Annotated in this window: 20 protein-coding genes; 11 read left to right on the forward strand and 9 right to left on the reverse strand. The window is 74.1% G+C overall.

Annotated features, from left to right (window positions below):
* Positions 1-21: 21 nt before the first annotated feature.
* The gene (locus tag ACZ79I_RS33555) at positions 22-327 is read left to right on the forward strand and encodes a hypothetical protein (protein WP_471502539.1); all 306 of its coding nucleotides are present in this window, start codon (positions 22-24) and stop codon (positions 325-327) included.
* The gene (locus ACZ79I_RS33560) at positions 263-1,882 is read left to right on the forward strand and encodes an ABC-F family ATP-binding cassette domain-containing protein (protein WP_471502541.1); all 1,620 of its coding nucleotides are present in this window, start codon (positions 263-265) and stop codon (positions 1,880-1,882) included. The genes ACZ79I_RS33555 and ACZ79I_RS33560 overlap by 65 nt, the downstream gene beginning before the upstream one ends.
* Positions 1,883-1,899: 17 nt before the next feature.
* On the opposite strand, the gene ACZ79I_RS33565 is transcribed toward ACZ79I_RS33560, so the two are convergent.
* A complete protein-coding gene (locus ACZ79I_RS33565; protein ID WP_471502543.1) occupies positions 1,900-3,006 on the reverse strand; it encodes a baeRF2 domain-containing protein in 1,107 nt (368 codons plus the stop codon).
* An 88-nt stretch (positions 3,007-3,094) separates the two neighbouring features.
* Here ACZ79I_RS33565 and ACZ79I_RS33570 point away from each other — a divergent pair, with 88 nt between their 5' ends.
* Entirely contained in the window at positions 3,095-3,358 is a 264-nt protein-coding gene (locus ACZ79I_RS33570; protein ID WP_471502545.1) for a DUF6158 family protein, read from the forward strand.
* Positions 3,359-3,453: 95 nt separating this feature from the next.
* On the opposite strand, the gene ACZ79I_RS33575 is transcribed toward ACZ79I_RS33570, so the two are convergent.
* From ACZ79I_RS33575 to ACZ79I_RS33590, 4 genes are all read right to left on the reverse strand, one after another.
* Positions 3,454-3,993 (reverse strand): type 1 glutamine amidotransferase domain-containing protein, encoded by a 540-nt coding sequence (locus ACZ79I_RS33575; protein WP_471502547.1) that lies wholly within the window; start codon positions 3,991-3,993, stop codon positions 3,454-3,456.
* A gap of 58 nt (positions 3,994-4,051) precedes the next feature.
* Positions 4,052-4,492, reverse strand: a complete 441-nt coding sequence (locus tag ACZ79I_RS33580) for a CBS domain-containing protein (protein WP_471502549.1) — start codon at positions 4,490-4,492, stop codon at positions 4,052-4,054.
* 39 nt (positions 4,493-4,531) lie between these two features.
* Positions 4,532-4,924 (reverse strand): DUF2795 domain-containing protein, encoded by a 393-nt coding sequence (locus ACZ79I_RS33585; RefSeq protein WP_471502551.1) that lies wholly within the window; start codon positions 4,922-4,924, stop codon positions 4,532-4,534.
* A 78-nt stretch (positions 4,925-5,002) separates the two neighbouring features.
* Positions 5,003-6,796 (reverse strand): thiamine pyrophosphate-requiring protein, encoded by a 1,794-nt coding sequence (locus ACZ79I_RS33590; protein WP_471502553.1) that lies wholly within the window; start codon positions 6,794-6,796, stop codon positions 5,003-5,005.
* A gap of 316 nt (positions 6,797-7,112) precedes the next feature.
* On the opposite strand from ACZ79I_RS33590, the gene ACZ79I_RS33595 reads away from it, so the two are divergent.
* Positions 7,113-7,907, forward strand: coding sequence for an RNA polymerase sigma factor SigF (locus ACZ79I_RS33595; RefSeq protein WP_471502555.1), 795 nt, complete (start codon positions 7,113-7,115; stop codon positions 7,905-7,907).
* Here ACZ79I_RS33595 and ACZ79I_RS33600 read toward each other — a convergent pair.
* A complete protein-coding gene (locus tag ACZ79I_RS33600) occupies positions 7,904-9,010 on the reverse strand; it encodes a GAF domain-containing protein (RefSeq protein ID WP_471502557.1) in 1,107 nt (368 codons plus the stop codon). The two genes, ACZ79I_RS33595 and ACZ79I_RS33600, sit on opposite strands and share 4 nt — an antisense overlap.
* A 109-nt stretch (positions 9,011-9,119) precedes the next feature.
* Between ACZ79I_RS33600 and ACZ79I_RS33605 the strand changes: the two genes are divergently transcribed.
* Positions 9,120-9,881, forward strand: a complete 762-nt coding sequence (locus tag ACZ79I_RS33605) for an ANTAR domain-containing response regulator (protein WP_471502559.1) — start codon at positions 9,120-9,122, stop codon at positions 9,879-9,881.
* Here the strand turns inward: ACZ79I_RS33605 and ACZ79I_RS33610 are convergent.
* Entirely contained in the window at positions 9,858-10,979 is a 1,122-nt protein-coding gene (locus ACZ79I_RS33610; RefSeq protein WP_471502561.1) for a hypothetical protein, read from the reverse strand. The genes ACZ79I_RS33605 and ACZ79I_RS33610 overlap by 24 nt on opposite strands.
* Positions 10,980-11,200: 221 nt before the next feature.
* On the opposite strand from ACZ79I_RS33610, the gene ACZ79I_RS33615 reads away from it, so the two are divergent.
* Together ACZ79I_RS33615 and ACZ79I_RS33620 are read left to right on the forward strand one after the other, a co-directional pair.
* Positions 11,201-12,448 carry an aminotransferase class I/II-fold pyridoxal phosphate-dependent enzyme gene (locus ACZ79I_RS33615; RefSeq protein WP_471502563.1) on the forward strand — a complete coding sequence of 416 codons (1,248 nt, stop codon included), beginning with the start codon at positions 11,201-11,203 and terminating at the stop codon, positions 12,446-12,448.
* Positions 12,445-13,524, forward strand: coding sequence for an MBL fold metallo-hydrolase (locus ACZ79I_RS33620; protein WP_471502565.1), 1,080 nt, complete (start codon positions 12,445-12,447; stop codon positions 13,522-13,524). Before ACZ79I_RS33615 ends, ACZ79I_RS33620 begins: the two co-directional genes overlap by 4 nt.
* A gap of 14 nt (positions 13,525-13,538) precedes the next feature.
* On the opposite strand, the gene ACZ79I_RS33625 is transcribed toward ACZ79I_RS33620, so the two are convergent.
* Positions 13,539-14,162 (reverse strand): DedA family protein, encoded by a 624-nt coding sequence (locus tag ACZ79I_RS33625; RefSeq protein WP_471502567.1) that lies wholly within the window; start codon positions 14,160-14,162, stop codon positions 13,539-13,541.
* Positions 14,162-14,935, reverse strand: coding sequence for an MBL fold metallo-hydrolase (locus tag ACZ79I_RS33630; RefSeq protein ID WP_471502569.1), 774 nt, complete (start codon positions 14,933-14,935; stop codon positions 14,162-14,164). The genes ACZ79I_RS33625 and ACZ79I_RS33630 overlap by 1 nt, the downstream gene beginning before the upstream one ends.
* Before the next feature lie 83 nt (positions 14,936-15,018).
* Here ACZ79I_RS33630 and ACZ79I_RS33635 point away from each other — a divergent pair, with 83 nt between their 5' ends.
* The 4 genes from ACZ79I_RS33635 to dnaK all read left to right on the forward strand — a co-directional run bounded on the left by ACZ79I_RS33635 (position 15,019) and on the right by dnaK (position 20,349).
* Entirely contained in the window at positions 15,019-15,471 is a 453-nt protein-coding gene (locus ACZ79I_RS33635) for a hypothetical protein (RefSeq protein WP_471502571.1), read from the forward strand.
* Between the two features lie 160 nt (positions 15,472-15,631).
* Positions 15,632-17,692 (forward strand): alkaline phosphatase family protein, encoded by a 2,061-nt coding sequence (locus ACZ79I_RS33640; protein WP_471502573.1) that lies wholly within the window; start codon positions 15,632-15,634, stop codon positions 17,690-17,692.
* A 185-nt stretch (positions 17,693-17,877) separates the two neighbouring features.
* Positions 17,878-18,303, forward strand: a complete 426-nt coding sequence (locus tag ACZ79I_RS33645; RefSeq protein ID WP_471502575.1) for an OsmC family protein — start codon at positions 17,878-17,880, stop codon at positions 18,301-18,303.
* 171 nt (positions 18,304-18,474) lie between these two features.
* Positions 18,475-20,349, forward strand: coding sequence for a molecular chaperone DnaK (gene dnaK, locus ACZ79I_RS33650; RefSeq protein WP_471502577.1), 1,875 nt, complete (start codon positions 18,475-18,477; stop codon positions 20,347-20,349).
* Positions 20,350-20,418 lie beyond the last annotated feature (69 nt).

Consider the following 20,418-nt stretch of genomic DNA (forward strand, 5'->3'; position numbering starts at 1 on the left):
CTCCGCCGCCTCGGGCGAACCGTGCGGGCCTCCGCCGCCTCGGGCGAACCGTGCGGGCCTCCGCCGCCTCGGGCGAACCGTGCGGGCCTCCGCCGCCTCGGGCGAACCGTGCGGGCCTCCGCCGCCTCGGGCGAGCCGTGTGGGTCTCCGTCGGGTCGGGTGCCGTGTGGGTCTCCGTCGGGCCGGGATCCGTGCGGGCCCCGCCATGGCGGGAGCGATAACCGTTTGCCCGGCTCCCGCGCGCCCGCCCACAATGCGCCCCATGGGACACCTCGAAGCCGCGCACCTCGAGTACCACCTCCCGGACGGCAGGGCGTTGCTCGGTGACGTGTCCTTCCGGGTCGCGGAGGGCGCCGTCGTCGCGCTCGTCGGCCCCAACGGCGCCGGGAAGACCACCCTGCTGCGGATCATCTCCGGCGAGCTCAAGCCGCACGGCGGCACCGTTACCACCAGCGGCGGGCTCGGCGTGATGCGGCAGTTCGTGGGGTCCGTACGGGACGAGACGACCGTACGCGACCTCCTCGTCTCCGTCGCGCCGCCCCGCATCCGCCAGGCCGCCCACGCCGTCGACGCCGCCGAGCACGCGGTCATGACCGTCGACGACGAGGCGGCCCAGCTGCGCTACGCCCAGGCCCTCGCCGACTGGGCCGAGGCGCGCGGCTACGAGGCCGAGACCCTGTGGGACATCTGCACCACGGCCGCACTCGGCGTCCCGTACGAGAAGGCCCAGTGGCGCCAGGTCCGCACCCTGTCCGGCGGCGAGCAGAAGAGGCTCGTCCTGGAGGCGCTGCTGCGCGGCACCGATGAGGTCCTGCTCCTCGACGAGCCCGACAACTATCTCGACGTCCCCGGGAAGCGATGGCTGGAGGAGCGGCTGCGGGAGACCCGCAAGACCGTGCTCTTCGTCTCCCACGACCGGGAGCTGCTCGCCCGCGCGGCGCAGAAGATAGTCAGTGTCGAACCGGGGCCGGCCGGCGCCGACGCCTGGGTGCACGGCGGAGGCTTCGCCACGTACCACGACGCCCGCCGTGAACGGTTCGCGCGCTTCGAGGAACTGCGCCGCCGCTGGGACGAGAGACACGCCCAGCTGCGCAAGCTCGTGCTGACCCTGCGTCAGGCCGCCGAGAACAACGCCGACATGGCTTCCCGCTACCGCGCCGCGCAGACCCGGCTGCGGAAGTTCGAGGAGGCCGGGCCGCCGCCCGAGCCGCCGCGCGAGCAGGACATCACCATGCGGCTCAAGGGCGGCCGCACCGGCGTACGGGCCGTCACCTGCAAGGGACTCGAACTCACCGGCCTCATGGCCCCCTTCGACCTGGAGGTCTTCTACGGCGAACGCGTCGCCGTCCTCGGCTCCAACGGATCCGGCAAGTCCCACTTCCTGCGCCTGCTCGCCGGTGACCACATCGCCCACACGGGGGAATGGAAGCTCGGCGCGCGCGTCGTGCCGGGCCACTTCGCCCAGACCCACGCCCACCCGGAACTGGAGGGGCGCACCCTGCTCGACATCCTGTGGAAGGAGCACTCCCAGGACCGCGGGGCCGCCATGTCCCGGCTGCGGCGCTACGAGCTCACGGGCCAGGCCGAGCAGCCCTTCGAACGGCTCTCCGGCGGCCAGCAGGCCCGGTTCCAGATCCTGCTCCTCGAACTGCAGGGGTCGACCGCGCTGTTGCTCGACGAGCCGACGGACAACCTGGACCTGGAGTCGGCGGAGGCCCTTCAGGAGGGACTGGAGACGTACCAGGGCACGGTCCTGTGCGTCACCCACGACCGATGGTTCGCCCGCGCGTTCGACCGCTGGCTCGTCTTCGGCGCCGACGGCCGCGTACGGGAGACGACGGGGCCGGTGTGGGACGAGGGGAGGGTGGAGCGGGCACGCTAGTGCCCCGGGCTCCCGCGCTATGGCCAGCGCAGCAACGCCCCCACCCCGCCCGCCGGCACCTCGTCCGCCGCGGCGTCCGTCACCGAGACGGCCGCCGCCCCCGTCGCCACCGCCGAGCGCAGCAGCGCGTCGTCCGCGCGGGCCGGCCGGGCGTGCCGCTCGCCCAGCGCCTCCAGGTCCGTGCGGCGCACCGCGACCCGGTCCGCCTCCGTGCCGATCCACACCTCACGGCCCGTGTCCGGTTCCTGCGGGAAGATCAGGAGCTCGCCGATCCGGTGTTCGCGTGCCGCCTCGACGACCGCGGGCACGCCCTCGACGGCGCCGGTGCGCCCCTGCCCGTCCGGCGCCCGCGCGGCCAGGAAGCGCTCCAGGTCCTCCGCGGCCCGGCGGTGCGCGTGCCCGGCGCGGATCCGTGCCACGTCCTCGTCCAGCAGCCGGCTGCCCAGACCGTGTGGCGCCTCGGCCACCTGGTCGCCCAGCCGGTGCGGCAGCCGCTCGTGCACGGCGCGCCGCTCGCGATCCCCGCCGACCAGGACGAGCAGGTCGGCGGAGGTCTCCTCCTGGCACACGGCGAGCGCGTCCGCGATCTCCGCCGCGTTGTGCTCCCAGGTGTTCTCCACCCGCAACTGGAAGTGCCGCACCGACCAGTCCGCGCCGCTCGTGCGGTGCACGGGCCACTGCCTTCCGGTGACCGACCCGGCGTCCCGGCCGCCCCACGCCCCGCGCAACTCGAACTCGGCGCCCTTGCGGTCGATGTACGCCACCACGCACACGGGGTCCTCACCCGTCAGATCCAGCAGCGGCGCGGTGTGCGGCAGCGGCGCCCAGTGGGCCGGGCCGTCCGGCGGCGCCGCGGTCAGCGGGGCGTCCAGGACGACCTCGCCCGCACGGGCGAACAGCGCCCTGCCGGGCGGCTCCGGCGACCGCGCCGGCTCCTGCACCGCGGCGCGCACGGCGTCGCACGTCGCCTCGTCCGCCCCGTGCCCTGCCAGCTCCCGGGCCAGGGCCTGGGCGGTCAGCGTGCGCTCGTGGGCCGTGGACTCGGTGTGCCGGGAGGTGCCGACGTATACGGAGGCCCAGGGGCCGGGATGTTCGTACAGTGGATGGAGAAAGGCGAGATCCATGGCTCCCTCCCGGATGCCGCTCGGGGTATTGCTTTCCGGGGCGGGTACCCGGACCGCAGCGAGCAATCACGACGAGCGGGGTGCCACCATGACCGGAGTCGACCCGGGCCGCCTGACCGACCAGCAGCTCATGAAGGAGCTGGAGACGATCCACCGCACGCGTCACGACACACTGCTGTACGGCTCGAACGACGCGCTGCGCGCGCACAACGGCCGCATGGCCCAGCTGGAGGGCGAGTATCTGCGCCGCCATCCGCGCCGCCTGATCGTGGCGGGCCGGACGCGTGACGGGGCCCGGGGACGGGGCCCGGCGATGCCCGAGCCGGGCGCCAGCGCGGAACCCGCCCGCTGAGCGCGCACACACCCGCCGGCCCGCCCCGGCGTCCTGGGACGCCGGGGCGGGCCGGGGCGGGCCGGCAGGTCGTTGTCCTACGCGTCCTACGCGTCCTACGCGTCCTGCCGGGCGAACTCCGTCAGGATCGCCTCGGTGAACGCCTTCAGATCGTCCGGCTTGCGGCTGGTGATCAGCTTGTTGGGCCCCACGTCGATGCGTACCTGTTCGTCCATCCAGGTGCCGCCCGCGTTGCGGATGTCCGTGCGCAGGCTCGGCCACGACGTCAGGGTCCTCCCGCGCACGACATCCGCCTCGATCAGCGTCCACGGCGCGTGGCAGATCGCGGCGACCGGGCGGCCGTGGGAGAAGAAGTCCCGGACGAACTCCACGGCCCGCCGGTCCAGCCGCAGGAAGTCCGGGTTGGCCACGCCGCCCGGCAGGACGAGCCCGTCGAAGGACTCGGCCCGCGCCTGGCCGACGACCTCGTCCACCGGGAAGGTGTCCGCCTTGTCCAGGTGGTGGAACGCCTGCACATGACCCGGTTTCGTCGACACCAGGACCGGCTCGTGACCGGCGTCGGACACCGCTTGCCAGGGTTCGGTGAGTTCGACCTGCTCGACGCCCTCGGGCGCGGTCAGGAAGGCGATACGCATGATGCTCACTGTCCTTTCTGCGGCTGTGTTCCCCGGCCCCCGTCACCCGTACGGCCCCTCACACCCGTGTGCCCCCGGTGCCGCCGCCCGGTGCCGCCCGGCTGATGTCGGCGAGGGCCGACGTGGGGTCCTGGGCGACCGCCAGGTCACCCAGGCTCACCACGCCGACCGGCCGCCCCCGCTCCACGACCGGCAGCCGGCGCACGGCGTGCCCGCGCATCAGCGAGACCGCCGTTGCCACGGGGTCGTCGGGGCCGACGACCACCGGGTCGCGGGTGCACACCGCCTGGGCGCTCACGGTCAGCGGGTCGGCGCCGTCCGCGACGGCCCGCAGCGCGATGTCACGGTCGGTGAGCACGCCGAGGACCCGCCCGTCATCGGCGACGAGGACGTCCCCGACATCCTGCGCGCGCATCAGCTGCGCCGCCTCGACGAGCGAGGCGTCCGGAGGGACCGCCACGACGCCCGGCGTCATGACCTCCCTGACGAAATCAGCCATGGCCTGGTCCTTTCCCGCCGTCGCGGCCGCGGACGGCGGCTAATCCTTCGGCGGGCCGCCCTGCGCCCGTACGACGGCCTCGGCGAGCTCCTGGGCGTTGGCGAAGCGCGCGGAGCGCGACAGCCGCCTCAGCGGCTCGACGAGCGCGTCCGGTGCGTACCTGCTGCGCAGTGCCTCGATCAGCTCGGACGGCCCCGCCGGGAACGCGGTACGGCCCAGGATCCGCGCCAGCTCGTAGCGCACATCGGCCACGGACCGCGCATCGGGCGGAACCACTGGACCGGCCCAGGCGGCGGGGTCGTCGTCGGCGGTCGGCTCCGGGTCGTACCACTCCTCGGTCCGGGTCGGGTGACCGGACCGCAGCAGCCCTTGCAGTTCGTGTTTCATCTCGTCGTCGCGGTGGACGTTCAGCCGGTCGCTGCCTCGTTGCATGACTCCCTCCAGATCTTCGGGGTCCCCCGCGTACCCGGTGGGCGGGGATCGACACGGGGACCCGGCGGATGGCCGGCCCTAGCCGCGGGAGCGCCCGGGCAGGAACTCCTGCACCTTCGCCTTGAAGCCCTGGCGGACCATGGAACCGCGGTCCGCGTCGCCCTTCAGGATCGAGGCCGCCGTGGACTCCATCTGCTGCCAGGTGGCGTGCGGCGGGATCGGCGGCACCGCCGGGTCCGTGAGGAACTCGACGACCGCCGGGCCGTCGGCGTCGAGGGCCGCGTGCCAGCCCGCCTCCACGTCCTCCGGCTTCTCCACCCGGATGCCGGTCAGCCCGAGGGAGCGGGCGAACGCCGCGTACTGCACGTCGGGGATCTCCTGGGAGGGCAGGAAGGAGGGAGCGCCCTCCATGGCCCGCATCTCCCACGTGACCTGGTTGAGGTCATGGTTGTTCCACACACCCACCACCAGCCGCGGATCCTCCCAGCGGTCCTGGTACTTCGCCGCCGTGATCAGCTCCGCGAGCCCGTTCATCTGCATCGCCCCGTCACCGACCAGCGCGATCGCCGGACGGTCCGGGTGGGCGAACTTCGCGCCGATCGCGTACGGCACCCCGCAGCCCATCGTCGCCAGGGTCCCCGACAGCGAGGCCCGCATCCCCGGCCGCATCGTCAGGTGCCGCGCGTACCAGTTCGCCACCGAGCCCGAGTCCGACGTCACGATCGCGTTGCCCGGCAGCAGCGGGTCCAGCGCCCGGGCCACGTACTCCGGGTTGATCGGGTCCGCGGACAGCTCCGCCCGCTTGCGGATCACGTCGCGCCAGCGCGCCACGTTCGCGCACACGGTCTCGTGCCACTCGCGCCCGCGGTCCCTGTCCAGCAGCGGGATCAGGCGCTGAAGGGTGGCCTTCGCGTCGCCGACGAGATTCACCTCGTACGGATAGCGCATCCCGACCATGTGCGGGTCGATGTCGATCTGCACGGCCCGCGCCTTGCCGAAGTCCGGCAGGAACTGGGTGTACGGGAACGAGGAACCGATCGTGAGCAGCGTGTCGCAGTCGCGCATCAGCTCGTAGGAGGGGCGCGTGCCCAGCAGGCCGATCGAGCCGGTCACGTACGGCAGTTCGTCGCTCAGCACGTCCTTGCCGAGCAGCGCCTTCGCCACGCCGGCGCCCAGCACCTCGGCGATCCGCTCCACTTCCGGCTGCGCCCCGGCCGCACCCTGGCCGATCAGGATCGCCGCCTTGTCGCCCGAGTTGAGGACCTCGGCGGCCCGCTCCAGCGACTGCGGCGTGGGCAGGGCCGTCCACGCGCTGCGGTCCAGGCTGGAGGGCACCATCTTGAAGGCGTGTGTCGGCGGTGAGTAGTCCAGCTCCTGCACGTCCCCGGGGATGATCACCGCGGTGGGCGCGCGGCGCGCGTACGCGGTGCGGATCGCGCGGTCCAGGACGTTGGGCAGCTGTTCGGGGACGTTCACCGTCTCCACGAAGTCCGAGGCCACGTCCTTGAACAGGGTGTGCAGATCCACCTCCTGCTGGTAGGAGCCGCCCATCGCCGTGCGGTGCGTCTGGCCGACGAGCGCGAGGACGGGGACGTGGTCGAGCTTGGCGTCGTACAGGCCGTTGAGCAGATGGATCGCACCGGGTCCCGACGTGGCCGCGCACACTCCGAGACGGCCGCTGAACTTCGCGTAACCGACCGCCTCGAAGGCCGCCATCTCCTCGTGCCGCGCCTGGAGGAAGCCCGGCCGGTCCTCGGCGCGCCCCCAGGCGGCGAGCAGGCCGTTGATCCCGTCGCCGGGATAGCCGAAGACGTGCTCCACACCCCATTCGCGCAGGCGCTCCAGGACATGGTCGGCGACCTTGGTGCTCATCGGGGACCTCCCGTGGGAAGAGGGGCGTGGGGATCGCCCCTGTCGAGTCACCCGGGCCGTGCGGGGAAAACCTGCCGTGACGCCCACGATGGTGCGGCCGGCCCGCGCCGGGCCGGTCGCGCGGCCGGACCGGGGACCTCGCCGGGCGTCCGGTGTTTGCGGCGCATGCCGGGGGGCAGGCGCTTCCTCAGTGCTTCGGACAGGAGGCACGTCCGTGGGAGCGGTGGATCCCTGCCACGGGTGTGCCCGTCCGCCCGGGTGCCCCCTCCCACGGTGACCGTCCCCCAAGGCACCAGCTAGGGAGTTGCGACGCACCATGCGAAACCGAGCGAGCGCGAAGCACCACCCCCACGACGACGCCCCTGACACCGCCGACGCCTTCCGCCGGCTCTCCGAGCTCCCCCCGGGCAGGGAGCGCGACACACTCCGCGACGAGATCGTCGAGGCATGGCTGCCCATGGCCGAACGGCTCGCGGGGCGCTTCCGCAGCCGCGGCGAGAGCTACGAGGACCTGCGTCAGGTGGCGGCGCTCGGCCTGGTCAAGGCCGTCGACCGGTACGATCCCGGGCGCGGCCACGCCTTCGAGAGCTACGCCGTCCCCACCGTCACCGGGGAGATCAAGCGCCACTTCCGCGACCACATGTGGACCCTGCACGTGCCGCGTCGCGTCCAGGACCTGCGCAACCGGGTGCGGTTCGCCCGCCAGGACCTCTCGCAGACGGTCTCGGGCCGCAGGCCCACCGTCGCCGAGATCGCCGAGCACGCGCGGATGAACGAGGAGGAGGTCCTGGTGGGCCTTGAGGCCCTGGAGAGCTTCACCGCGCTCTCACTCGACGCCGAACTGCCGGGCAGCGAGGACGGCTACTCGCTCGCCGACGCCCTCGGCCACCCCGACCCCGCGCTCGACACGGTCGTGGACCGCGAGGCCGTCAAGCCCAGGCTGCGGGCCCTGCCCGAGCGTGAGCGCGCGATCCTGTACATGCGGTTCTTCGACGACATGACCCAGAGCAGCATCGCCGAACGCCTCGGCATCTCCCAGATGCACGTCTCCCGCCTGATCAGCCGGTGCTGCAACCGGCTGCGCGACCAGGTGATGAGGGATGCCGCCTAGGCCGGCACCCCCATGGCCAGCGCGATGTGACGGGACATCATGTCCATCGCCTGGGCCTCCGCCATCGAGAACGCCAGCCGGGCCCCGCTGCGGAAGAGGGTGAGCACCCCGCACACGGTGCCCCCCGCGGTGAGCGGCACGCACAGCAGCGACGTCACGTTCGCGCGGACGAGGACCGGGGCGCCCGAGGCATCACGGCCGAAGGCGTCCGGGTCCTCGGGCCGCACATGCAGGGCCGTGGCGCCGCCGCGCGACGCCTCGGCGACGAGCGGGCACGAGGCCGGGTCCTGCGCGGCGAGCGCGGCCGCCTCCTCGCGACCGGGCCCCAGGACGGCGGCGCGGGTGAGATGCGCGGACCCCGCGTCGGCCACCACCCAGTCCGCGAAGCGCCCGTGCAGCACCCGGGCCGCCCGCTCCAGCACCGCGTCCGCGGGCGTGGTCAGCAGGGTCGTGGTCATCGTGTCCAGCAGGTCCATCAGCGCCGCGTGCCGGGTGGTCTCGGTCAGGCTCGGCACGCCCCCGGGAGTGTGCCGGCCGGCCGGTGCCCCGGTGTCCGCGGGCTGCAGCACGACCAGGACCGTCCGGCGCGGCTCGCCGCTGGGCCGCAGCGCGGTGAGCGTCGCACGGACCGGCGCGGCGGGATGCTGCTGGAGCCGGACGGTCAGGCTGCGATCGCCCTCGCCCCGTGCCACCGCCGCCGTCTGCGAACGGAAGGCGGCCCGGTCGGCGTGCGTCAGCAGCCCGGTCAGCGGGCGGCCCGTGGCGTAGCCGGCGCGCACCCCGGTGAAGGCGGTGGCCGCGAAGTTCAGCCGGCGCACCACCGTCTCGCGGTCCACGAGCACGACGGGCAGCGGAAGCCGCTGGAAGAGCGCCTTGAGCAGGTGCTGTTCCCTGCGCTCGCCGGAGTCGGCCGGGGCCGGGGCGTCCGTGGACAGCCGCTGATACCACGGCCACAACTGGCCGGCCACATGGTCGAGTTCGAATATCGCCGCATCCAGCACGGTGGGCAGGTCGCCCGCTGGGATGGACCGCGCCGCCTTGAGCTCGGCCACCCGGCGTACGAAATCCTCGAGTTCCTCGCCGAATTCCTCCGTCTGCGCCATGCGACGAACGTAACCCGGACGTGTGCCCCACCGGGGCTTCCGGCGGAACCCGCGCACGCTGTTTTGCGCGGGGGCGAGCGGGCAGGCGCTCGACGAGGAGGCGTGAGACATGCCGGAAACCGAAGGTCTCGGGCTGGGAACGGCGTCACCGGAGTCGGCCCTTCCGGGGCGGCGGCTGTCGCAGCTCGCGGAACAGGCCGCACGCTGCACCACCGACTGCTGCGGGGCCAGCAGCACGGTCGACGAGGGCGGCGCCGAGCGGCCCGCCGCGGTGACGCACCCCGATCTCGCCGCACTCGTCTCGGTCCAGCTCCGCTCCGGCGACGGGCCCATCCCCGCCGCACTGGAGTCCGGCGCCGCCGTCGACGCGCCGGACCTGCTGCGCGACGAGCGCTGGCCCGCGTACCGGGCGGTCGCGCTCGACGCCGGCGTACGCTCCTGCGTCACGATCCCCTTCCGGCGCTCCGGACTGACCGTCACCCTCAGCCTCTACAGCTTCCGGCCCGGCACCCTGGAGGACGCCCCGCGCGGTCCCGCCCGGGCGCTCGGCGACCTCGCCGCGAGCTGCATCGTGCGCGACCGCTCCTACCGTGCCGCGCTCACCGAGCTCGACCAGCTCGGCGCCGCACTGCGCTCGCGCCCCGTCGTCGACCAGGCGTGTGGGATCGTGATGCATGTCCTCGGCTGCGATGCCGACGCGGCCTTCGGCGTCCTGCGCCGCATCTCCCAGGGCACCAACCGGAAACTCTCCGACGTCGCCGCGGTCGTGGTGCAGCGGCGCGGCCGCGGCCTGGAGCGGGAGCTGGTCTCGCTGTCCGGCGGAGCGGCGGAGGAGCGGGTTCCCCCGTCACCCGCCCGGGGGCGCCGGTAGCGCGAATGGTGCAGGGCCGCGCGCGGACCGCGGCCGGGCGGGCTGAGATGGGTTGTCAGGGGCGCGATGACCGTGCCCCGCGGGAACCCGGCCGAAGGAGCCCCTCTCATGCGCTGCAGTGCCCGTGTCCTGTCCGCCGCCGCTCTGGCCGCAGCCGCGCTGGGCACGGTTGCCCCGCCCGCGTCCGCCGACCCCTCCGCCGACCCCGGCCCGCGCTGGGCCGCACCCGGAGACACCGTCGTCCGGGCGTCCTGCGACGCCGCCGGAGGCACCCCACCCGAGTCCATCCGCGCCACCTCCCGTGGCTTCGAAGGGGGCACGGCCCGGCTGCGCAGGACCGACGGCGGTGGCGCGGGCGCGACCGGTGCCGTGCACCGCGACACCGTCCGCCGCTGCCCGGCGGCCTCCGGAGGCGAGACGCCGTGGACCGCCTCCTTCACCGCGAGCCGGGACGACGGCGGGCGCGAAGGGGAGGACCAGGCGCGGCAGGAGGACGACGGTCAGGCGCGGCAGGAAGACGGCGGTCAGGCGCAGGGGCAGGGCGAAGGGCAGGGGCAGGGGCAGCAGCAGGGCGGCGGACAGGCGCAGGAGCAGGGCGGCGGACAGGCGCAGGGTCAGGGTGGCGGGGATCAGGGTGGGGTGCAGGGGCAGCAGCAGGGTGGTGGTCAGACGCAGGAGCAGGGTGGTGCGGGTCAGGGTGGGGTGCAGGGGCAAGGTCAGGGTCAGGGTGGCGGGGGTCAGGGTGGGGTGCAGGGGCAGCAGCAAGGTGGCGGTCAGGCCCAGGAGCAGGGTGGTGCGGGTCAGGGTGGGGTGCAGGGGCAAGGTCAGGGTCAGGGTGGGGTGCAGGGGCAGCAGCAGGGCGGCGGTCAGGCGCAGGGGCAGGGCGACGGTCAGGCGCAGGCGCAGGGGCAGGCGCAGGGGCAGGGGCAGCAGCAGGGCGGCGGAGGCCAGGGCGATCGGCCGGGGCAGCAGAAGGGCCAGGGGCAGCAGAAGGGCCAGGGGCAGGGGAAGAGCGAGGGCCAGGGGCAGGGGAAGGGGAAGGAGAGCGGGCAGGGCAAGGGGGAGCTGCCGCCCGTGGGAGCCCAGCACGGGGTGCATGCGGGGGAGGGCGGTTCCTTCACCGCATCCGTGCCGGCACTCGTCGTGGGAGGCGTGCTGATCGCGGGCGCGCTCGGCGCCGCGCTCCACCGGCTGTTCGCCAGGGGGCCCTCCGGCACCGGCTGACTCCGTGACCGGGGCCACCCGCCGGACGCCGATGGCGGGGCACGGTCCTGGGTACTCGGACGGTCACGGCACTCACGGACTGCTGCGGAGGCACCATGCTGCGGACGGATCCGGAGGGGCACGGCCCGGTCCGCTACGGTCCGCCCCTGCCCGGCCACGGACTGCCCCTCCTGCCGGGTCTGTCCGCCGCCCTGGCCGAGGCCGCGGACCGCGACGGAGCCGGCCCCTGCGGCGGCGCGCCCGCGCTGCTCGACGCGGCCTGCGGGTACTTCGGCCGGCGCGGACTGCCCTGCAGGCCCGGCGCGGTCACCGCGGCCCCCGGCGCCGGCGCGCTGCTCGTCGCGGTCACCGCCGCACTCGGCGGCGACGTGCTCGTCCCCCGGCCGTGCGCCGCCTGGTGGGCGCCCCAGGTCCGCGCGCTCGGCCGGTCCGTGTTCCACGTCGCGACACCGGCGGAGTGCGGCGGCGTCCCCGACCCGTACGCGCTGCTGGAGACCGTCCGCAGGATTCGCGCCGAGGGCGGCGAGCCGAGTCTGCTGGTGCTGTCGGTCGCCGACGATCCCACCGCCACCGTCGCGCCGCCCGAACTGGTGCACGAGACCGTCGAGGCGGCGGCCACCGAGGGGCTGCACCTGGTCAGCGACGAGACCTGGCGCGACACCCTGCACAGGCCGCACGACACGGTGCTGCTCAGCCCGGCCGAGATGCTCCCCGACCGGGTCGCCGTCGTCACCGACCTGGCGGGTCCCTTCCTGCCGGCCGGCTGGCCCGCCGCCGTCGCCCGCTTCCCGGCCACTGCTGACGGCGCCGGGCTGCGCGCCCGCGTCCTCGACGTGCTCACCGCGCTCGGTGCCCGGATCGCCGACCCGGTCGCCGCCGCGGCCGCGTACGCCCTCAACGAGCCCGCCGACGTGGCCCGGCGCCTGACCGAGGGTGTCGCGCTGCACGCGCGCGTGGCCGCCGCCGTACACCGTGCCGTCGTAGCCGCGGGCGCCCTCGCCCGGCCGCCGCAGGCCGGACGCCACCTCTACGCCGACCTCGACCCGCTGCGTGAGGCGCTCGGCGGGCATGGCGTCGGCGACGCACAGGAACTGGAGGACTTCCTCACCGCCCGGCTCGGCATGCCCGCACCCGGGGGCCACCGCTTCGGGGACGACCTGGCGGCGCTTCGCGTCCGCCTGTGCACCGGCCCCCTGCTCGGCGCCACCGCCGAGGAGCGAGCGCAGTGCCTTCTCTCACCCGCGCCGTTGGAACTGCCACACGTGCAACGCGCGTTGATCCTCTTGGGATCGGTCTTCGACGATCTACGCGACGACGCTCAGCGACGGGAGCCTCCTCGATGACGCAGCAGTCCGAGCCGACCACGAATGCCGCTCCGGCGACCCGGTACCCCGGAGACCCGGCGTCCACGTCCTTGCTGAGCGAGGCCCCCGGGCCGGCGACCCCGCTCCCGCCGCTCGCCGAGCCGCGTCCGCTCGGCGAGCGCCGTATCTGGCCGCGCTCCTTCGCGGACCGGCTGACCGCCCCCCTGCCCGGCCTCAAGGCGTTCGCCCGCTTCGCCCGCGAAGGAGCGGTGCGGCCCGGGCCCGAGGGCCTCAAGGACATCCCCCTGCTGCCGTACGAGCCCGGCCCCCTGCCGCGCGCCGGCACGCGCACCGTCGCCGTGTCCTGGGCGGGGCACGCCAGTTGGGTGGTGCGGATCGGCGGGCTGACCGTCCTCACCGATCCGGTCTGGTCCCGCCGGATCCTCGGCACGCCGCCCCGGATCACCCCCGCCGGCATCGCGTGGAGCGCCCTGCCGCACATCGACGCGGTCGTCATCAGCCACAACCACTACGACCACCTGGACGCCCCGACCCTGCGCCGGCTCCCGTCCGGCACACCGATGTTCGTACCGGCCGGGCTCGCCCCCTGGTTCCGGCGGCGCCGCTTCACCCGGGTCACCGAGCTGGACTGGTGGGAGGGCGCCGAACTGGGCGGGGTCCGCTTCGACTTCGTCCCCGCCCACCACTGGTCCAAGCGCACCCTCACCGACACCTGCCGGTCGCTGTGGGGCGGCTGGATGCTGACGGCACCCGACGGACGGTGCGTGTACTTCGCGGGCGACACGGGATACGGCCACTGGTTCGAGCGGATCGGCCGCCGCTACCCCGGAATCGACCTGGCGCTCATGCCGATCGGCGCGTACGACCCCCGCTGGTGGCTCAGCGACGTCCACTGCGATCCGGAGGAGGCGGTCCGGGCGACGGCCGACCTCGGCGCGCGGCGGATGGCGCCCATGCACTGGGGCACGTTCGTGCTGTCGGCGGAGCCGGTCCTGGAACCGCTGACGCGGGTGCGGGCCGCGTGGGAGGAGGCGGGGCTGGCCCGCGAGGACCTGTGGGACCTGCCGGTGGGCGCGTCACGCGTGCTGGAGTGAGCCGGGCCCCGCGCTCACGGGGTGGGGGTGCGGCGCATCCTGCGCCAGACACCGGGCGCCGCGCTGATCGCGAGCGCCAGCGCGACCGCCGCCAGCACGCCCTGCCACGGCTCCGGGAACAGGGCGCCGCCGAGGATGCCGATCAGCTGGTAGGTCAGGGCCCAGGCGAGGCAGGCCGGGGCGTCGCCGCGGACGAAGTGGCACAGCGGCATCCGGGCCATCAGACAGGCGAGCATCACCGGGATGCGGCCCGCCGGGACGAGCCGGGAGACGGTGAGCACCGCGATGCCGTGCTCGCCGAGCTTCGCCTGCGCCTGGGCCAGCCGGTCCTCGGGGGCGCGGTCGCGGATCGTCTCCAGCCAGCGGGAACCGTTCTTCGACCGCATCCCGCGCCGGCCCAGCCAGTACAGCGTGACGTCCCCCAGGAAGGCCGCGAGCGAGGCGATGAGGAAGACCAGCGTGAGCGCGAGCGGGGCGGTGTGGTGGAGGGCGACGACCGCCGCCGAACTGACCAGGGCACCGGTCGGCACGACCGGCACCAGGGCACCGATCAGCACCAGCAGGAACAGCGACGGATAGCCGACCGCCTGCTGGGTGGACTCCGGGGGCACGGCGGTGCTCGCGGCGCCGAGGAACATCACCGGGCTGCCTCCGGACGGACACTCTCGCCGTGGGAGAGCACATGCACCGTCACCTCGGGCGCGCGTTGCGCGGCGAGGCGCACGAATTCATCACCCGGCGCATGGAACTCATGGGGGCGCACGGCGTCCATGCCGATCGGCCAGTACGTGCCGTAGTGCACCGGCACCGCGCTGCGCGGCATCAGCCGGGCCAGCGCACGCGCCGCGCGCCCCGCGTCCAGATGCCCCTCCCCGAGGTACGGTCCCCAGCCGCCGACCGGCAGCAGTGCCACGTCGACCGGTCCGACCTCCTCGGCCATCGACTCGAACAGACCGGTGTCCCCGGCGAAGTACGTGCGCGCGGCACCCTCGACGACGAACCCGAGGGCCGGGGAACGGTGCGCCCCGAACGGCAGCCGGCGGCCGTCGTGCCGCGCCGGTACGACCCGTACGACCAGGTCACCGACCCGCACCCGGTCGCCGGGCAGTACCTCCGTGAGCCGCAGATGGCCGAGCCGGCGCAGCCCTGGCACCTGGCCCGGAGCGCCGCGCGGCACCAGGACCCGGGTGCCGGGCGTCAGCCGGGCCAGCGACGGCACATGCAGATGGTCGGCGTGCAGATGCGAGACGAGCGCGACGTCCGCGAGCGCCGCCTCGGCGGGCGGCGGGGCGCCGCGCCGCCGGCGCAGATGCGCGAGGCGGGGCGTGAACAGGGGGTCGGTCAGCACGCGCAGACCGGAGTCCTGGAGCGTGCAGGTGGCGTGGCCCCACCATGTGATCTCCACCGGCACTCCCTTGCCTCCTTCGTGCGACTCCCCCGAGCGTACGGGCAGGAGTAGGGTCGGCGGCGAAACCCTGAGGTGAGGGGGACTCCATGGGAGATGCGGACGGCGACTCCGGCACGCGCGGCGCCTCCGGCCGGCCCGGCGCGGTCCGGGTCACGGCGATCGCCAGCCTGACGCCGCTGGAGGAGCTGGAGGCGAACCCCTTCCTCGTCGACTCCCGGGGCCAGCACGCGATGTGCGCGCGCTGGGCGGCCGAGCGGGGGTACGTGGTGACACGGGAACTCCTCGTACGCGGCCTGCGCCCCGATCACAACGCCCTGTGGTCGGACGTGGAGGCGGGCCTGGTCGACCTGTTCGTCGCCCCCAGCCGGCGCGTCCTGGAGCTGGCCCTGGCCTCCGTGGACGAGTTCACCGCGGAGTGCGCGCGCCGGGGCGTCCGCGTCGAGACGGTCGGCCGCGCGGAACCCTCGTACGACGCCCAGATGAAGGCCCGGGTGCACCGCCGTCTGTCGATGCCGACGGCGGGCTACGACGGGCGATGACCCGGTGGCGGCCGCCGCGGACCGGGACGGGGCGGGGCTTCGGCGGTCCCGGGCGGTGTGACGCGGCCTCCCGGCCGGTGTGACAAGGTGGGGAGGGGCCCTCGGGGACCGACCGGGCCGGAACGTGAGGTGTGGTGTGGTGCGCCGGCGGTGGCGGAGCGTGCTCAGCGGGGTGTGGCGCAGCATCACCGTGTGGGCCGCGTCCACCGTCACGATGCTGGCCCTCGCCGCGGCCCTGCCCGACTTCCGGCTGGAGTCCGCGGGCGGCGACAGCGTGACCCGCGTCGCCGTGACCGCCGCGGTGGGCGCCGGGGTCTTCGGTCTGCTGTCCTCCTTGGTGTGGCCCCTGCTGGTGCGGTTGCTGCTGCTCGTGCCCGCGCTCGTCCTCGGGCTGCTCGTCTTCTTCCTCAACGGGTCCCTGCTGCTGGTCGCGCTCCGCATCAACCCCTCCGGGCGCGGCGAGGCGGCGCCCGAGACCGCCGTGGTGGTCGCCGCGGCGATGTCCGCGGTCGCCTCGGCGACCGGCGCCGCCCTGGCCGTACGGGACGACGACGCCTACCGCAGGCGGCTGTACCGGCTCGCCGACCGGCGCCGCGGACGCGCCGGTCAGAAGGCCGGGCCCGCCATCCCGGGCGCCCTCTTCGTCCAGCTCGACGGGGTGGGGCACGATGTGCTCCGGGCGGCCGTCGACAAGGGGATCATGCCCACCGTCGCCTCCTGGCTCGCCTCCCGCGACGGCCGCGGGCCCACGCACCGGCTCACCGCCTGGCGCACCGACTGGTCCAGCCAGACGGGCGCCAGCCAGCTCGGCATCCTGCACGGCTCCAACCACGATGTCCCGGCCTTCCGGTGGTACGAGAAGGAGCAGCGCGAGGTCGTCGTCTGCAACCGGCCGACGAGCGCCGCCGAACTGCAGCGCCGGGCCGTGGCGCGGACCGGTGACGGCGGACTCCTCACCGCGGACGGCGCGAGCCGCGGCAACCTCTTCAGCGGCGGCGCCGGCCAGCTGGCCCTGGTGCTGTCCGTCTCCGCGCGGCGCGGGAAGGAGAACCGCTCCCGCTCCGGTTACTTCGCGTACTTCAGCGACCCCGCCAACGCCGTCCGCACCGCCATGTCGTTCGTCGCCGACGCCGGCCGCGAGGTCGGGCAGTCGACCCTGGCACGCCTGAGGAAGCAGCGGCCCCGCGTCGGCCGCGGCGGCCTCTACCCCTTCGTCCGCGCCTTCGCCACCGTCGTCGAACGGGACGTCGTCGTCGCCGCGGTGATCGGCGACATGCTCGCCGGGCGCACCGCGGTCTACGCGGACCTGGTGGCGTACGACGAAGTGGCCCACCACTCGGGCCCGCACAGCCGCGACGCCGAGAAGGTCCTGCACCGGCTGGACCGCTCGCTGGCGCTGCTCGCGCAGGTCGCCGAGCACGCTCCGCGCCCGTACCGGATCGTCGTCCTGTCCGACCACGGCCAGAGCCCCGGCGAGACCTTCCAGGGCCGCTACGGCCTCAGCCTCGCCAATCTGGTGCGGGCCGGCTGCGGGCTGCCCGTGCCGCGCAGGGCGGAGCGCACCCACAGCGGAGCCGAGGCCCGCGCGGCGGTCCGGGCCGCACTGCACCGGCCCGTCGAGGAGAGCGGCGAGGAGCACCGTCCCGCACGCCGCTCCGAGCCCCTGGTGCTGGCCTCGGGCAACCTCGGGCTCATCTCCTTCCCGGACGTGCCGCACCGGATGAGCAAGGAGGAGATCGACCTGCGCCACCCCGCGCTGCTGTCGACGCTCGCCAACCACCCCGGCATCGGCTTCGTCCTGGTGCGCAGCGAGGAGCACGGCGGGGTGGTGCTCGGGGCGCACGGCGTGCAGATCCCGGTCGGCCGGCTCGCCGACGGGGCCGGACCGCTCGCCCCCTTCGGGCCCGGCGCCGCCGACGCCGTGCGCCGCACACACGCCTTCCCGCACGCCGCCGACATCATGGTCAACTCCTGGTGCGACCCCGTCCAGGGCGAAGTCCTCGCGTTCGAGGAGCAGATCGGCTCCCACGGCGGACTCGGCGGCGCCCAGGGGCGGCCGTTCCTGCTGTCGCCGGTGGCACTGTCCGACCCGGCCCCCGACGGTGCCGAACTCGTCGGCGCGGAGCGGCTCCACCATGTCTTCCGGCGCTGGCTGCGCGAGTGCGGCGGCCCCCGAGTACCGCTGACCGCGGGCGGGAACGAGGACGAACGCGCCGCCTGACGTGGCCGCGGCGCTCCCCGCGCGCCGCCCGAGAACCCGCCTGCCCGATTCCGCGGGGCGCCCGGCTTCCGTTCACCGCGCGCGGGCCGGTGTTCCGGGTGCGGTGAGCCGGGTGCCACGGGGCGATGTGTGATCGGATGGTGGGCACGGAACCCGGCAACGGGCCCCTACCGAAAGGAAGAACCGTGGCAACCACGCGCTCCGCACACACCGTCTGGGAAGGCAATCTGCTCGAGGGGAACGGCGTCGTCACGTTCGACTCCTCCGGCATCGGCGAGCAGCCGGTGTCGTGGCCGTCGCGCGCCGAGAAGGCGAACGGCAGGACCAGCCCCGAGGAGCTGATCGCCGCCGCCCACTCCAGCTGCTTCTCCATGGCGCTGTCGCACGGCCTGGCCGGCGCGGGTACCCCGCCCGCCAGGCTCGTCACCTCGGCCGACGTCACCTTCCAGCCGGGCGAGGGCATCACGGGCATCCACCTCACCGTCGAGGGCACGGTCCCCGGCGTCGACGAGGACACCTTCGTCGCCGCCGCCGAGGAGGCCAAGAAGAACTGCCCGGTCAGCCAGGCCCTGGCCGGTACCACGATCACGCTGTCGGCCAAGCTCGCCTGACCGTGGTCCGTCCTTCGGTGCCGCGCCCGTCGCGAGGGGGCGCGGCACCGCCGTTTCCGGGTACGCGAAAAGGACGGGGCGGAAGCCGCGTGGACCGATCGGGGCATTGACAAGGGGCCACTCAAGTTTTGTGATGGATTGCGGGAACCTCCCTGGCGGAAGGGGACAGCGATGGCACGTGCGGTCGGGATCGATCTCGGCACGACGAACTCGGTGGTGGCCGTTCTGGAGGGTGGTGAGCCCACCGTCGTCGCCAACGCCGAGGGGGCGCGGACCACCCCGTCGGTCGTGGCCTTCGCCAAGAACGGCGAGGTGCTCGTGGGCGAGGTCGCCAAGCGGCAGGCCGTGACGAACGTGGAGCGCACCGCGCGCTCGGTGAAGCGGCACATGGGCGACGCGAACTGGCGTTTCCCGGAGAAGGGGTCCATCGACGGCACCCGCTACCGGGCGCAGGAGCTGTCGGCCCGGGTCCTGCAGAAGCTGAAGCGGGACGCCGAGGCGTATCTGGGCGAGGACGTCACCGACGCGGTGATCACCGTGCCCGCGTACTTCGACGACGCCCAGCGGCAGGCCACCAAGGAGGCCGGGGAGATCGCGGGGCTGAAGGTCCTGCGGATCATCAACGAGCCGACGGCCGCGGCCCTCGCGTACGGGCTCGACCGCGGCGAGGAGCAGACGGTCCTCGTGTTCGACCTCGGCGGCGGCACCTTCGACGTGTCCCTCCTGGAGATCGGCGACGGCGTCATCGAGGTCAAGGCCACCAACGGCGACACCCACCTGGGCGGCGACGACTGGGACCAGCGGATCGTGGACCATCTCGCACAGCGCTTCAAGGGCCAGTACGGCATCGACCTCGGACACGACAAGATGGCGGTGCAGCGCCTGCGCGAGGCCGCCGAGAAGGCGAAGATCGAGCTGTCGAGCTCCTCCGAGACGACCGTCAACCTCCCCTACATCACCGCCTCCGCCGAGGGGCCGCTGCACCTCGACGAGAAGCTGACGCGCGCTCAGTTCCAGGAACTCACCGCCGATCTGCTCGACCGCTGCCGGACCCCCTTCCACCAGGCGGTCAAGGACGCGGGCGTGAAGGTCGCCGCGATCGACCACGTCATCCTCGTCGGCGGCTCGACCCGGATGCCCGCCGTCACCGATCTGGTCAGGGAACTGACCGGCAAGGACCCGCACAAGGGCGTCAACCCGGACGAGGTCGTGGCCGTGGGTGCGGCCCTCCAGGCCGGGGTCATCCGCGGCGACGTCAAGGACGTGCTGCTGCTCGACGTCACCCCGCTGTCGCTCGGCATCGAGACCAAGGGCGGCATCATGACCAAGCTCATCGAGCGCAACACGACCATCCCGACGCGGCGTTCGGAGATCTTCACCACCGCCGAGGACAACCAGCCGTCGGTGGGCATCCAGGTGTACCAGGGCGAGCGGGAGATCGCCGCGTACAACAAGAAGCTCGGCGTCTTCGACCTGACCGGGCTGCCGCCCGCACCGCGCGGGGTGCCGCAGATCGAGGTGGCCTTCGACATCGACGCGAACGGGATCATGCACGTCTCCGCGAAGGACCTGGCGACGGGCCGGGAACAGAAGATGACGGTCACCGGGGGCTCCGCGCTCCCCAAGGACGACATCGACCGGATGGTGCGCGACGCGGAACAGTACGCCGAGGAGGACCGCAGGCGCCGGGAGACCGCGGAGACCCGGAACCAGGCCGAACAACTCGTCTACCAGACCGAGAAGTTCGTACGGGAGAACGAGGACCGCATTCCGGCGGACACCAGGGGCGAGGTGACGGCCGCGGCCACCGAACTGAAGGAACTGCTGGGAGGCGAGCCCGACACGGCCGCGCTGCGGGCCGGCATCGAGAAGCTCGCCACCGTCAGCCAGAAGATGGGGCAGGCCATGTACGCCCAGGCCCAGCCGTCCGCCTCCGGCGGCCCGGGCGGCGAACAGGGCCCCGAAGAGGGCGGCCCCGGCGAGGAGGGCGTGGTGGACGCGGAGATCGTCGACGACGACAAGGACTCCAGGGGCGGGGCCGCCTGAGGGACCGGGCGGCGGAGGGACGGTCCCGCGCGCGAAGGGTCGGTCCCGCGCGCGGAGTGAAGGGCCCGC

The sequence above is a fragment of the Streptomyces sp. PSU-S4-23 genome (assembly GCF_055632315.1).

What these genes read in the sequence shown, in the direction of transcription:
- ACZ79I_RS33635 (WP_471502571.1), top strand. Translation starts at nt 15,019, where the DNA reads ATGGGAGATGCGGACGGCGACTCCGGCACGCGCGGCGCCTCCGGCCGG.
- dnaK (WP_471502577.1), top strand. Translation starts at nt 18,475, where the DNA reads ATGGCACGTGCGGTCGGGATCGATCTCGGCACGACGAACTCGGTGGTG.
- ACZ79I_RS33620 (WP_471502565.1), top strand. Translation starts at nt 12,445, where the DNA reads ATGACGCAGCAGTCCGAGCCGACCACGAATGCCGCTCCGGCGACCCGG.
- ACZ79I_RS33585 (WP_471502551.1), bottom strand. Translation starts at nt 4,924, where the DNA reads ATGCAACGAGGCAGCGACCGGCTGAACGTCCACCGCGACGACGAGATG.
- ACZ79I_RS33565 (WP_471502543.1), bottom strand. Translation starts at nt 3,006, where the DNA reads ATGGATCTCGCCTTTCTCCATCCACTGTACGAACATCCCGGCCCCTGG.
- ACZ79I_RS33605 (WP_471502559.1), top strand. Translation starts at nt 9,120, where the DNA reads ATGCCGGAAACCGAAGGTCTCGGGCTGGGAACGGCGTCACCGGAGTCG.
- ACZ79I_RS33590 (WP_471502553.1), bottom strand. Translation starts at nt 6,796, where the DNA reads ATGAGCACCAAGGTCGCCGACCATGTCCTGGAGCGCCTGCGCGAATGG.
- ACZ79I_RS33600 (WP_471502557.1), bottom strand. Translation starts at nt 9,010, where the DNA reads ATGGCGCAGACGGAGGAATTCGGCGAGGAACTCGAGGATTTCGTACGC.
- ACZ79I_RS33560 (WP_471502541.1), top strand. Translation starts at nt 263, where the DNA reads ATGGGACACCTCGAAGCCGCGCACCTCGAGTACCACCTCCCGGACGGC.
- ACZ79I_RS33595 (WP_471502555.1), top strand. Translation starts at nt 7,113, where the DNA reads ATGCGAAACCGAGCGAGCGCGAAGCACCACCCCCACGACGACGCCCCT.
- ACZ79I_RS33610 (WP_471502561.1), bottom strand. Translation starts at nt 10,979, where the DNA reads ATGCACCCCGTGCTGGGCTCCCACGGGCGGCAGCTCCCCCTTGCCCTG.
- ACZ79I_RS33615 (WP_471502563.1), top strand. Translation starts at nt 11,201, where the DNA reads ATGCTGCGGACGGATCCGGAGGGGCACGGCCCGGTCCGCTACGGTCCG.
- ACZ79I_RS33575 (WP_471502547.1), bottom strand. Translation starts at nt 3,993, where the DNA reads ATGCGTATCGCCTTCCTGACCGCGCCCGAGGGCGTCGAGCAGGTCGAA.
- ACZ79I_RS33625 (WP_471502567.1), bottom strand. Translation starts at nt 14,162, where the DNA reads ATGTTCCTCGGCGCCGCGAGCACCGCCGTGCCCCCGGAGTCCACCCAG.
- ACZ79I_RS33580 (WP_471502549.1), bottom strand. Translation starts at nt 4,492, where the DNA reads ATGGCTGATTTCGTCAGGGAGGTCATGACGCCGGGCGTCGTGGCGGTC.
- ACZ79I_RS33570 (WP_471502545.1), top strand. Translation starts at nt 3,095, where the DNA reads ATGACCGGAGTCGACCCGGGCCGCCTGACCGACCAGCAGCTCATGAAG.